The 12,690-nt window shown below is 35.0% G+C and carries 12 protein-coding genes, 3 pseudogenes and 1 riboswitch; of the genes and pseudogenes, 11 read left to right on the forward strand and 4 right to left on the reverse strand.

Going from position 1 to position 12,690, the window contains the following annotated elements; genetic code table 11:
• Positions 1-134 precede the first annotated feature (134 nt).
• The 5 genes and pseudogenes from ABH955_RS02000 to ABH955_RS02020 all read left to right on the forward strand — a co-directional run bounded on the left by ABH955_RS02000 (position 135) and on the right by ABH955_RS02020 (position 5,251).
• Positions 135-774: pseudogene (locus tag ABH955_RS02000) on the forward strand (IS607 family transposase).
• A pseudogene (locus tag ABH955_RS02005) lies at positions 734-1,864 on the forward strand (RNA-guided endonuclease InsQ/TnpB family protein). Before ABH955_RS02000 ends, ABH955_RS02005 begins: the two co-directional pseudogenes overlap by 41 nt.
• Before the next feature lie 144 nt (positions 1,865-2,008).
• Positions 2,009-3,670 (forward strand): ABC transporter ATP-binding protein, encoded by a 1,662-nt coding sequence (locus ABH955_RS02010; protein ID WP_404453068.1) that lies wholly within the window; start codon positions 2,009-2,011, stop codon positions 3,668-3,670.
• Positions 3,643-4,344 carry an ECF transporter S component gene (locus ABH955_RS02015; protein ID WP_002165382.1) on the forward strand — a complete coding sequence of 234 codons (702 nt, stop codon included), beginning with the start codon at positions 3,643-3,645 and terminating at the stop codon, positions 4,342-4,344. The genes ABH955_RS02010 and ABH955_RS02015 overlap by 28 nt, the downstream gene beginning before the upstream one ends.
• A gap of 184 nt (positions 4,345-4,528) precedes the next feature.
• The gene (locus tag ABH955_RS02020; RefSeq protein ID WP_404453070.1) at positions 4,529-5,251 is read left to right on the forward strand and encodes a YwiC-like family protein; all 723 of its coding nucleotides are present in this window, start codon (positions 4,529-4,531) and stop codon (positions 5,249-5,251) included.
• 31 nt (positions 5,252-5,282) lie between these two features.
• Here the strand turns inward: ABH955_RS02020 and ABH955_RS02025 are convergent, their stop codons facing one another.
• Complete coding sequence (locus ABH955_RS02025; RefSeq protein ID WP_002084448.1) at positions 5,283-5,474, reverse strand: hypothetical protein; 192 nt, start codon at positions 5,472-5,474, stop codon at positions 5,283-5,285.
• Positions 5,475-5,595: 121 nt separating this feature from the next.
• Positions 5,596-5,694: riboswitch (SAM riboswitch) on the forward strand.
• Positions 5,695-5,732: 38 nt separating this feature from the next.
• Between ABH955_RS02025 and ABH955_RS02030 the strand changes: the two genes are divergently transcribed.
• From ABH955_RS02030 to ABH955_RS02045, 4 genes are all read left to right on the forward strand, one after another.
• Complete coding sequence (locus tag ABH955_RS02030) at positions 5,733-6,053, forward strand: hypothetical protein (protein WP_002084449.1); 321 nt, start codon at positions 5,733-5,735, stop codon at positions 6,051-6,053.
• Between the two features lie 253 nt (positions 6,054-6,306).
• Positions 6,307-6,696, forward strand: a complete 390-nt coding sequence (locus ABH955_RS02035; RefSeq protein WP_002165383.1) for an SWIM zinc finger family protein — start codon at positions 6,307-6,309, stop codon at positions 6,694-6,696.
• Between the two features lie 22 nt (positions 6,697-6,718).
• The gene (locus tag ABH955_RS02040; RefSeq protein ID WP_404448577.1) at positions 6,719-7,294 is read left to right on the forward strand and encodes an NAD(P)H-dependent oxidoreductase; all 576 of its coding nucleotides are present in this window, start codon (positions 6,719-6,721) and stop codon (positions 7,292-7,294) included.
• Positions 7,291-7,644, forward strand: coding sequence for a group-specific protein (locus tag ABH955_RS02045; protein WP_404453072.1), 354 nt, complete (start codon positions 7,291-7,293; stop codon positions 7,642-7,644). The genes ABH955_RS02040 and ABH955_RS02045 overlap by 4 nt, the downstream gene beginning before the upstream one ends.
• Positions 7,645-7,684: 40 nt before the next feature.
• On the opposite strand, the gene ABH955_RS02050 is transcribed toward ABH955_RS02045, so the two are convergent.
• Positions 7,685-9,031 (reverse strand): short-chain fatty acid transporter, encoded by a 1,347-nt coding sequence (locus ABH955_RS02050; RefSeq protein ID WP_404453074.1) that lies wholly within the window; start codon positions 9,029-9,031, stop codon positions 7,685-7,687.
• A 514-nt stretch (positions 9,032-9,545) separates the two neighbouring features.
• On the opposite strand from ABH955_RS02050, the gene ABH955_RS02055 reads away from it, so the two are divergent.
• Positions 9,546-10,316: a putative protein N(5)-glutamine methyltransferase gene (locus ABH955_RS02055; protein WP_404453076.1), complete on the forward strand. Its 771-nt coding sequence runs from the start codon at positions 9,546-9,548 to the stop codon at positions 10,314-10,316.
• An 83-nt stretch (positions 10,317-10,399) separates the two neighbouring features.
• Positions 10,400-10,861: pseudogene (locus ABH955_RS02060) on the forward strand (hypothetical protein).
• A 112-nt stretch (positions 10,862-10,973) separates the two neighbouring features.
• Here ABH955_RS02060 and ABH955_RS02065 read toward each other — a convergent pair.
• A complete protein-coding gene (locus tag ABH955_RS02065) occupies positions 10,974-11,321 on the reverse strand; it encodes a VOC family protein (protein WP_404448583.1) in 348 nt (115 codons plus the stop codon).
• 44 nt (positions 11,322-11,365) lie between these two features.
• Positions 11,366-12,295 carry a phosphotransferase gene (locus ABH955_RS02070; protein ID WP_404453895.1) on the reverse strand — a complete coding sequence of 310 codons (930 nt, stop codon included), beginning with the start codon at positions 12,293-12,295 and terminating at the stop codon, positions 11,366-11,368.
• Positions 12,296-12,690 lie beyond the last annotated feature (395 nt).

A 12,690-nucleotide genomic window follows, 5' to 3' on the forward strand; every position in this document is an offset into this window, starting at 1 on the left:
TGAGAAGTTCATAAGAGAACTGGCTAAGGACTTGCGCCCTTAGTTGAACAAGATAAATTTAATTAAATCTATCAAATCTCGTTGAATCTACTGAACGTATGTTCTATGGTGAATCCAATGAGGTGAGAATAATAATGAAATTTTTACGAGTTAGTCAAGTATCGGAATTAACAGGTTTGCATCCTAGTAGTCTTAGGAGAATGCACAAAAGCGGTGAATTAGTACCTGAAAAGGTGACTGCTGGTGGAACACGCTACTATTCAGAAGAACAAATCTTTCATTATCTAAAAGGGGAGCGCCCAAATAATCGCACAGTAATTGGCTATTGTAGAATCAGTTCTTCGAGTCAAAAAAACGACCTAGAAAGACAAGTCGATAGAATGAAGCAATTATCTTATCGCGCGAGGTTATCAATTTGAAATTATCGAAGATATTGGTTCTGGAATCAACTATAAGAAAAAAGGCTTTAACAAGTTAATTGAACGCATTGAGAACAATGAGGTTGAAAAAATTGTTGTCATGCACAAAGATAGACTTGTGAGGTTCGGTTATGAGTTGGTTGAAAAGATCTGTCAACTACATGGAACAGCGATTGAAGTAATTGACAATACTGCTAAAACAGAAGAACAGGAGGTCGTAGAAGACCTTGTTCAAATCATTACAGTATTTAGTTGTAAACTTCAAGGCAAGCGCTCTAAAAAGACCAAACAGATAATCAAGGAGTTGACTTCTGATGATATTGGCGAAGAAAGTCAGACTGATTCCAACGCCTGAACAAGAAAAAGTGCTTCGAAATCATGCTGGAGCTTCAAGGTTTGCTTATAACTATTGTAAAAGAATGAGTGATAGATATTATAAGCTATTTGGAAAATCTGTTTCACAGTTAGATTTACAGAAATGATTTACAAAGATCAAGAAGCGAAAGCGATATGAGTGGTTAAATGACATCAACGCACAAGTTCCCAAACAGGCTTCAAAAGATTTTGACAAGGCGCGAAAAAATTCGTTCAAAAAGTACAAAAATGGCTATCACACTTCTTATAAAACCAAAAAAGATTTAATCCAAGGATTTTATGCCAGTTATGAAAGACTGATTATAGGAAAGAAAGTAGTTGATATTCAGTCTATTGGAGAAGTGAAAACAAGCCAACAACTACCAAGAAACAAAAAACCATCAAATCCAAGAGTTACATTTGATGGTCGTCACTGGTGGATTAGTGTAGGGTTCAAAGAAGAATTCGAACCACAAGAACTAACCAATGAGTCGATTGGTGTGGACGTTGGTTTAAAAGAGTTGTTTGTAGCTTCTAATGGTACGAAAGAACGAAATATAAACAAAGATGCTAAGGTTAAAAAACTTTTGAAAAGGAAAAAGTCAGCGCAAAGAGATATGTCTAGGAGATCTAAAAAAGGTGTGAAATTTCAATATGCCGGATATGAAAAAGCTAAAACTGAGCACCTTCGGTTATCTAGGAAAATTACGAATATCCGAAATAACCATATCCATCAAGCAACAGCTAAATTGGTGAAAACCAAACCAATGAGGATTGTTGTGGAAGACTTATATATCTCAAACCTGTTAAAAAACAAAAAACTATCGAAAGCATTTTCATTTCAAAAATTAAACTTCTTCTTTCAATGTTTATCATACAAGTGTGAGAAGTATGGCATTGAGTATGTAAAAGCTGATAAATGGTTCGCCTCAAGCAAGATTTGCTCAAGTTGTGGAGTAAAATACGACCATTCAGTTCAACCAGAAGGACAGTGGAGTTTAAAAATACGTGAGTGGTGTTGTGTTGGGTGCAATAGCCATCACGATAGGGATGTAAATGCTTCGATAAATTTATCAAGATGGGTAAAATAAATGCTTGATAATAGGAGGTAACGATACTGCCTCGTGTGGAGTGTTATACCCCTCGTCCCTTCGGGGTTGCGAGAACACGATGAAGCACTAACTTGTGTAAATTTGATTAAATTGTATAGATTTAGTTAAGTTTATCGTATCGGAATGGATATGGTGGCGCATGCAGAAATAAAAAAATTATCATTTATATATACTGATGAAAATGAAGAAGCGTTACAGCATATTTCTCTTTCTATTCAAAAAGGAGAATTTATAGTACTTGCTGGCGGTTCCGGCTCTGGGAAGACAACTTTATTGAAACATTTTAAAAAGGAGTTACTTCCAATTGGCACGCGTTCTGGGCATACATATTACGATGGTGCTTTATTAGAAGATGTACCAGATTTATTATCTGCACAAGAAATTGGTATGGTATTTCAAAATCCAGAAAATCAGCTCGTAATGGATACAGTTATTCAAGAACTAGCATTCTCTTTAGAAAATATTGGGTTACCATCACATATTATTCAAAAAAGAATAGCGGAACTCCTTAGCTTTTTAGGATTTCAAGATTTATTGCACCAATCTGTTCATACGTTATCTGGTGGTCAAAAACAACTAGTAAATTTAGCAGCAGTATTAGTTATGCAGCCGAAGCTACTATTACTGGATGAACCGACAGCGCAGCTAGATCCGATTGCTGCGAAAGAGTTTTTAGGATTGTTAAAGCGTATTAATGAAGAACTTGGAATTACGATTATTTTAAGTGAACATCGTTTAGATGAAGTTATACCGCTCGCAACACGCGTTGTTTGTATGGATAATGGCAGAATCATTTATGATGGTACTTCTAAAAGTGTGATAGCGAACATGTGGGAAGTAGAAAAGTTTCGTCCATTCATTCCGCAAATTCCAAGATTGTTTTTAGAGTGGAATGTGAAAGAGATTCCATTTACAGTGCGAGAAGCACAAATGAAAATGAATGATTTTTCAGCGATATCATATAGGAATGGGCAAGTAGAACAATGTGAAAAGCAAGAAGTAATTTTAAGTGCAGAACATATATCTTTTCAATATGAAAAAAGTAGTCCACTTATTTTACGCGATTTAACAGTGAACATCGAAAAGGGAAAATGGACAGCTCTAGTTGGGAAAAACGGAACCGGGAAGTCTACGCTGTTAACGATTTTAGTAGGATTGCAAAAAGCTAGAAGAGGTAAGGTAAAGTGGAATGGAAAAATGATACATAAAATTGATTCGAAAGAACGATTTAAAAGTATAGGGTACGTATCACAACACCCGTATTATCATTTTACATTTGATACAGTGTGGGAAGAGGTTTATGAGCGCGCGCGTGAATTATATGGAGAAGAGGGAAAAGTAATAGCAGAAGAAATGTTGAAAAAGTTCTGGTTAGATTCACTTAAAGAGCGCCATCCACATGATTGTAGCGGGGGAGAGCAACAACTACTCGCATTATGTACAACTTTATTGTCAAAGCCAACTTTATTATTACTGGATGAGCCGACAAAGGGACTAGATCCATGGAAAAAGGAAAGAGTTGGAGAGCTATTTAAACAGTTGCAAAAAGAAGGTACAACTATTGTAATGGCAACGCACGATATTGAGTTTGCAGCGAAATACGTTGATCAATGTATGATGTTATTTGACGGGAAAGTCATTATGAATGATGCACCGAAAGAGTTCTTTAGTGGTAACTTCTTTTATACAACATCTATTAATCGATTCATCCGTAGAGAGTTGCCGTTTGCATTAACGTGGGAGGATGTGTACGAAGCGTGTCCAAACGATATGTTGCATTTATAATATTTATTTTTGCCGTTGTAATATGTACACTACTCTTTACGACTTTTATTATGGACGGGTATTACATGGTAAGTAGTTTGTTTTTATTAGCTGTCATTATGTTACCTTTCTATATTCGTTTTGAAAGGAAGGCGTTTGTTTCACGTGAAATTGTTATCGTTGCTGTGTTAGCGGCGATTGCAGCGGTTAGCCGGGTACCATTTTCTATTTTACCAAGTGTACAACCGACTTCTTTTGTCATTATCGTTTCTGCAATTGTTTTTGGAAGTGAAACTGGCTTTATGATTGGGGCAACGGCTGCCATTGTATCTAATATTTTTTTAGGACAAGGTCCGTGGACTCCGTGGCAAATGTTCTCTTGGGGCATGATCGGGTTTATAGCTGGACTATTACGTAATACATTTTTAATGAAAAAACTGTGGGGAAGACTGTTGTACGGATTTGCCGTTGGATTTCTATTTGGCTGGATTATGAATTTTTGGGGTCTTCTTGGTTTTATACAGGAAGCAACGTGGGAAACAGTTATTGCTTACTATGTCGCAAGTTTTTCTTTCGATCTTAGTCATGCGATATCGAATGTTATTTTCCTTCTGTTATTTAGTACGTCATGGATTACGATCCTCACAAGATTTAAAAAGAAATACGGTATATTAGATGAGCATAACGTGACATAGAAAAGCATACTCATATAAGGTAGGGTCGCGACTTACATATTCGTTTGCCTCTTTCATGCTTCTTACATATTGTAAGAAGCATTTTTTATTGTCAAAAAATAGATTCAATATATATCCGTTATTATATGAAATTATTTGTATAATAGTAGGTGAGAATTATTTTCAAGAGGGAGGTGTATAGTTAATGAAGTTAGTTATTCCGAAGCAACATGGAGCATGGGCGATGCTTGTCATACCATTTCTATTAAGTGTATTACTTGGTAAACCTACTTTTTATCATATCCCACTGTTTTTAGCCTGGTTCTTTATCTATCTAGCCACTTATCCATTTCTCATGTACATAAGGCAAAGACGAAAAAAAGAATTTCTACACGCTGCAATTGTTTATTTTATCATTGCATTTATATTTGGGATGATTTCTTTATTATATGAATGGCGAATTCTTTTATTCGCAGTATTAATGATTCCATTGTTTATTGTAAATATGTATTACGCTCGTCAAAAAAATGAACGAGCATTACTAAATGATATTTGTGCGATTATAGTGTTTTGTATAGGCGGCTTAATCAGTTATTATTTCTCCGTGAAATTCATAGATAAAACAGCATTATTCATTGCGCTTATTTCATTTCTATATTTTTTAGGAAGTACGTTTTATGTGAAAACGATGATTCGTGAAAAAAACAATCCGAAGTATCGTTTTATATCTTGGGGATACCATATTGTATTAACGGTAATTGTATTTGCTATAAATCCATGGTGTTCACTCATATTTGTACCAAGTGTAATTCGGGCCATTATGTTGTATGGCAAAAAGATTTCTATATTAAAAGTAGGGATTTTAGAAATTGTTAATTCTGTATATTTTTTAATAATAACGGTAATAATGATGAAGTATGCCATTTGAAAAAAACTTCCCATCTTTTGATGGGAAGTTTTCATTCTTGTTCTAAAATGTGAACGGTGTAATCGCAACGTTGAAGAGCTTGCTCTACAGCGTAAAGGGATTGTTCAATACGTGCGCGATTAAAATCTTCTTCAACAGTCTGTAATGCATCTTCTAAACAATGTTTCGCTTCTTGTAAGGAATGAAAAGAATCTTGTACGTATCCACGAGCATTCTTTTTCAAAGTAGTAGCCTCCTTTTGTACATCTTTTTGTAGTATGAACAATAAATAAGAAAATATAATTTTTTATATTTATTTGACAATTATAATAAAATTACGTATAGTTAAATTTAAAGTGAATATTTTCTTATCCAGAGAGGTGGAGGGACTGGCCCGATGAAACCCAGCAACCGCGATGCAGGTGCTAATTCCAGCAGAACATATTTGTTCTGGGAGATAAGACGAAGATATACGTAACTTCTTCTTATCGGAGAGGTTTTTTTGTTGCAAAAAAACCGATTACGAAAATTTATATTAAGAAGAAAGGGGTTGCGAAGTACTGTGACACTCGAAAAATACGTAAAACTGCGTAGTACAGTTTATGAATATATGATAGAGCAAGATAAGCCAATATCATTGTTAGATATTCAAGAACATATCGTTTCGCATCATGAAGGAAAATTCACTAAAAAAATGTTACATCAATTTTATTTATCAAGACTATTAGATGAACTCAAACTGGATGGGAAAATTACTTTAGCTGATGATGAATATCGCTATGCTGAAAAAGGGGTATTTTATAAGGCGGGAAAAGGGAGCTGAGCTCTCTTTTTTTTGAAGTATGTAGCGTAAAAGACTGCTAAAGCAGCCTGATACAAGGGAATGGTGTTGAGTGTGTAGTGTCAAAGATTGAATGTGCCTGAAAGAGGCACTTCATATCGGCTGCAAATGAAAAGAGACACCTCCGCCGAATAGGTGTCAGTCGTTTTGTCACGTAGACTCGCTACTTGACAGTTATTAGAATAACATGCAGGATTTTGGAAGTCAAAAGGGAATTAAAGGAAGAGGTGTTGTTATGTACGCATATTTATTAAAAGAACTACATAGGTATATTCCGAAATATATTGTTGATAGAGGTTATGAATATTATGAAGAGGGACATGTAGAAGATGTTGAAGTACATGATAATAAAGTATTTGCTTTTGTGACTGGTAATGCAGGAAATTATGAAGTGGTTATTGATCTTGAAGATTTTGCAGAAAGTAGTTGCGAGTGTCCGTACGAAAATTATTGTAAACATATGGCGGCAGTTGTGTATGAAATTCAAGGTGCTGGTGAGAGTACGGTTAAAGAGAAACTGAACGGTTTAGAAAAAGAAGAGTTACTAACAGTATTAAATCGTTTGTTACAAAGTTCGAAAAATGTGCAAATCGTAGAGAAGATGTTAAAGAAGGGGAAACTTTAACTAAAGAGGGAGTTGTTTTGTAGTGAACGTACTAATTATATACGCTCATCCTAATCCTTCAAGCTTTAATGGGGTAATTTTAGAGCATGTGCAAAAAGGACTTGAGGAAACAAATCATTCTGTTACGCTACTTGATTTATATAAAGAACAATTTGATCCAGTGCTTGTATTTAATGAAGAGAAGAAAAGACGTGATTTACTAAATGAAGAAGAGACGAAGCGATATAGAGAATTAGTGCAGAAGGCGGATATTCTTCTTTTCATATATCCGATATGGTGGTGGGGCATGCCTGCTATTTTAAAAGGATTTATCGATCGTATTTTTGTAGCTGGATTTGCTTATAAATATGAGGGGGCATTACCGAAAGGCTTATTTAAAGGTAAGAAGGCGTGGGTTATTAATACGTTAGACTCACCGTTATGGTACGTAGCACTATTATATCGATCAGCGGATTGGATTATGATGAAAAGAGGGGTTTTGCGTTTTTGTGGTATTCGCAATATAAAACGTTCTGCTTTTCAATCTGTGAAAACGAGTAAAGTAACGAAGCGTGAAAAATGGCTGTTACAAATAGAAGAAGCGGCTCGTACATTATGAATGAAATCGATCGTATTATAAAGTGCTGTAAGTATGATGACGAACTTTTTCGTACGTATATTAAGTGTTTAGTCCAATTGAAGAAGTGTAGTGAAACGTTAAAACAAATTCAGATACAATTAAGAAATGATTATTTAATAAGAGGGATTTGTGAAAGAGAAGTTGATGAGGTAATAAAGGGAAGTAAAGAATATGGAACATATTTTCTTCCTAAAGTATTGCAGTGGAATTTCCTTAAGAACAATCCTCATATGATTGAAAAAGTATGTGAAGATTTGTTTACATATGAAGCATTAAATCATGCAGAGGTAGAGTGGAGGAAGGTAATAAGCTGTATAGATAACGAATGATTTATTATATAAAAAAGCTAGTATAAAACTAGCTTTTCGTTTAAATAAATAAGAAACATAGACTAATGATAAATCCTGCATATAGTAAGTTAACAACACAAAATCCCATAATATCACGCGCGCCTAAACCAGCTATCGCTAATGCCGGTAATGCCCAGAAAGGTTGAATTAAATTTGTCCAAGCATCGCCCCATGCAATTGCCATCGCTGTTTTCGCGGCAGGTACACCAAGTTCAGCGCCAGCTGGAATCATAATTGGTGCTTGCACTGCCCATTGACCGCCTCCAGATGGAACGAAAATATTTACAATGCCAGCACTTAAAAATGTAAAGAGCGGGAATGTGGTTTCATTTGAAATGCTAATAAAGAAAGTAGAAATAGCTCCTCCAAGCGAAAGCCCTTCACTATTTACTCCAATCATCATCCCCATAATTCCAGCATAGAACGGAAACTGAAGTAAAATGCCTGAAGCACTCTTAGTTGAGTCAGAGAAAGCGCGAATATATTGAATCGGAGTACGGTGGAAAATAAGACCCGCAATCAATAACATGAAAATAACGATATCAAGTGTAAGGTTAAAGCCTTTCGTATAAAAGTAGTTGAAAATATAAATAAGACCTAATAATCCAATACAAAGTGTAATAATTATGCTATTTTCCATTTTTTCAGCGAACGTATTTTGCTCCACTTCTTGAGCGGCAGCCTCTTCATGGAACACGATAGGGTCTACAGTAATTGTATGCTTTTCATCTGGATGCATTGCTCGGTTAATAAGAGGCATCGTAACGAGAAAGATAATAACCGGAACGAGAGCGTATGGCGAGAATAACGTTTCTGTTATTGGAATCGCTTCTTTAATACTCCCAGCGGTCGTTTTGATTAACGTTTCGCCTCCTGTTGCTAACGTAAGAGGGATAGAAGCAGAAAGGCCTGCATGCCAAATGAGAAATCCAGAGTAGGAAGAAGCAATTGCTAACCTATAATCTAATCCTTCTAACTGTCTGGCCACTTCTTTTGCATATAAAACCGATACAACAATACCAAATCCCCAGTTTATGTATGCTCCTAGTAAACTTACGATTGAAATAGCAATAATACCTTGTCCATTTGTTTTCGGTAATTTCGCTGCTCTCGTTAATCCTTTTTTAATAAGAGGAGCGTTTGCTAATGCAGATCCTGTCACGAGTACAAGAGCCATTTGCATAGAAAAGGCGAGAAGTCCCCAAATTCCATTGCCCCAATGTGTAATCATTTCGACCGGTGTTTGGTGCGTTGCAAACATGCCGAAGAAGATAACGAAAACAGTTAATAAACATGATAAAATAAACGGTTCTGGTAAGAAACGCTGCACAAGAGCAACACATCCATTTGTAAATGAACGAAACAAAATAGATCAACCTCCTTATGTTATGTATGTTTATTACAATATTCGAGGTTGTTTAGGTGATAACCTTTAATGTATAGAAAATTCAGATATCTAAGGTAGTTGTCATAATGTCTAGGTAGATTAATAGTCTATGTTGAAATGTTATTTCATTTTGAACTGAAATATTTCAAAGAGGGGTAGTATCTATGCAAATCAACTTAAGCAAAGCAAATAGCCCAAAACGTTAAAAATATAGTTTGTATATATAAATCGAAATAGTGTAAAAATATGTGTTTTCGTTTATATCTCTGTTAATTAGATATAAACGAAAACAGAAATTGAAAAGAATGCTCTATATACAAGGGAAAGAGATGGTCATAGAACGAATATGCCCATCAAATGACAGTTTATGTAAGAATCAGATTATTGAAAAAGGATATTAGCTATTTTTAACGAACTCTGAATTACAAACAAACTTTATCAAAAGTGGTGAGATAATATAGAGAATAAAACAAATTTATTTTTGGATATGAAAATGGAAAAATATATAGTTAGCAAGCTTCGAAGTGCCGGTTGTGTTTTTGCAGAAGATGAGACCCGGTTACTTATGTCAGAGGCACTAACTCCAGAGGACCTTATGAAAATGGTAGAAATGCGAGTCAACGGTTTACCTCTGGAATACGTTGTTGGATACACGGAGTTTTGTGGTCTACGAATAGAAGTGGATCGAGGCGTTTTTGTACCGCGTAAACGTACCGAGTTCCTTGTTCATCAAACAGAGGTCCTGTCGCGTTCTAGCGATATCATTGTTGATCTATGTTGTGAATCAGGTGCGGTGGGTGCCGCACTGGCAGCAGCTTTGGGACGAGTTGAATTGTATTCTGTTGACATTGACCCTATCGCAGTACAATGCGCTAGCCGCAATGTAACGAATTTTGGCGGTCGTGCTTTTGAAGGTGACTTGTATAAAGCTCTACCAGACTCACTTAAGGGCCATGTAAATATCCTAGTTGCGAACGTACCTTACGTTCCTACTGAAATAATAAAGTTTCTCCCCCGGAAGGCACGCCTATATGAACCAAATGTAACGCTTGACGGAGGAGAAGATGGTCTTAACATTCTGCGAAGAGTAGCAGAAGATGCTTTACTCTGGTTAGCTTTGGATGGACATCTTTTGATAGAGACGAGCGAAGTTCAGGCACCCCGGGCCTTTGAAATCTTTGCTGGTGCTGGGCTTAGCACAAAAGTCGCTAGAAACAAGGAACTGGACGCTACTGTCATTATCGGTTCTAATTCTAGCTTTTAGAGTATTACTAGTGTTACGTACGTTTCAAATGTTATGACAATCCAAAGAGGATATAGTGTTTACTGATAGGTGGTAATAGATCAATGAAAAAAGAATATGGAATAATCATATTGGTTTTGTTTTTTATTTTGAGTGCTTGTTCTAGTAAAAATAATATTACTTTTAAACAAGCAGATGTTGAAAATGGAATAGTGTATGAATTAATTTCTAAAAATCTTAATATGAACACTGAAATATCTTATAAAATAAAAATGACTAATAATACCGATTATATTATTGTATAAAATAATGTTATGTTTTCATTTCCTAAATCACCTACTGTTTCTGGCCAAACAACAAATCCATTTAGAGTGTTAGCTAAAGGTAATAAGTTAAATATTAAACCTGGGGATAGTATTGTTTTAGAAGTATCATTTTCTCCTGATTTTTATTCTGAGTTTAAGAATACAGAAGTATCTAAAGCAAATCTGTATATAACAGGTTATATCGATAAATTAGCTGATGAAAATCATTTTGATTTTATTAAAAGTATTAATTTAGATTAAAAAAGTGCACCTCCGATTGTTAGACTGTGTCTAATAAACGGAGATGCACTTTTTTTATTTACCTTATTGAACTAAAGCATCTGTTAGCTTAATAGCAAATGATTACAACCGGCTATTTCTCCCAAAGTTCGATCAATCGCCCTTCAGGATCTTTAATCCAAATAAACTTTCCAAATTCATTAATCTCTTCTTTCTTTTCAAGAGGTACACCAATATGTTCAAGATGCTGAATAGTCTCGTTTAGATTATGTACTTGGAAATTCAACATCACTTGTTGTTCTGTTGGGAAATAATTGTCATTTTCAGTGAAGAAAGAAAAGATAGTCTCAGTTCCTAATTCGGGTTTAATCACAGTCCCGTTCCAATTTTCTATTTCAATTTTCAACACTTCACTGTACCATTTTTTTATAACATCAAGATTTTTAGTTCTCCAAAATATTCCTCCGAAACCTTTTATCATTGTATTTAACTCCTGTCTATCTTTAAATTTTTAATGACATAAGTTCAACCTTCAATAAAACGCAGTGCACAACGGGAATGGTAATCGGTTAGATCTTTTGCAAATTGTTGATTCGGAAATCCTCTGTGAAGCAATCTCAACCCGCCTGAAGTTAAGGATATATGATGATGGAATCGATAGAATAACATCCTGTTGGGGTCGAGAGTATCATTCTTTAAATATCGATAATAATCCCCAAATCGAAACTGCAAAAAACTGTGCTCATACTCAATATCAAAGAACTCGGCTCCTTCGATATCAATCAAATAAGGTTCTAGTTTGTTATTAATTAATACATGATCGGGGCCGAGTTCCCCATGTATAAATCCATAACGACTTCTTGTTTCAATTTTTGATTCAAGCTCGTACAATGTATCGAGTAGATTGCTATGACTAGCCCTGATGCTGTCAATATGTTGGCATGCGTAATCTAAATCTCTTTTTGCATTCTTCATTTGCAAGTGATGACATTTTTCCGTGTTGATCCCACTTTGATTCACTTTCCCATGAGTAAGTCTCTCGTTGGCATGCATGTCTGCCAGCATATCTCCTATCCGCTGAAACACTTTATCTTTAACATATGAATCGGAATGTTGAAAATAAACTTCTGCCTTTTGTCCATTTACATATTCAACGAGAGCATAATCATAAGGATGACGGTTTCTTTCCTTATTCAGATCATATAGAAGGGGAGTTTGAATTCCTTGTTGAATTAAATACTTGTTATTTAATTCAAATAAATCACTACTATAGGAGTGCTCATGTATATCTCGGTTTGCTATTTCTTCTTGAAAATAATTCATGGTAAGATCCCAAACATACAGAACGCAGGAAAATCCATTGCTGCAATCAATCTTATAGACTACCTTTTGTGCACCGCCATGCATTTTCGTTACACTAGAAACCAAATAACTGGTATCAAAGACTTTTTGCATATACTCTTGTAAATCAGATTGATCAAGGTGACAAGTGATTCTCAATGAATAACACCCCTTTTCTTAGGTTTTGCTGTCAATCAAACTATATAAAAAATCTAACCAAAAGTATAGAATGTTTATTTGTAATTTGTGATGTTAAATTGGGTCTGGAAAAATAGTCATATAAAAACCCGTTGGAGCTTCAATGTTTTTTTGATGAAATCATTCTTACTTCTCAAATACCTCGCCACACAAAAACTTAAAATGTATTACAATGAATGAATCTATACAATTTTCAATCCTTCTTCTTTTCGCTAACTTTACCATTATTTTTAATTGAGTATTACTGCCCCGTCAGTTTAAGTAAAAAACCTTCATAATCTCAATGATATATTCAAACTCGAATAATCTAA

The sequence above is a fragment of the Bacillus sp. RC240 genome (genome assembly GCF_044907945.1).
Lineage (GTDB): Bacteria > Bacillota > Bacilli > Bacillales > Bacillaceae_G > Bacillus_A > Bacillus_A mycoides.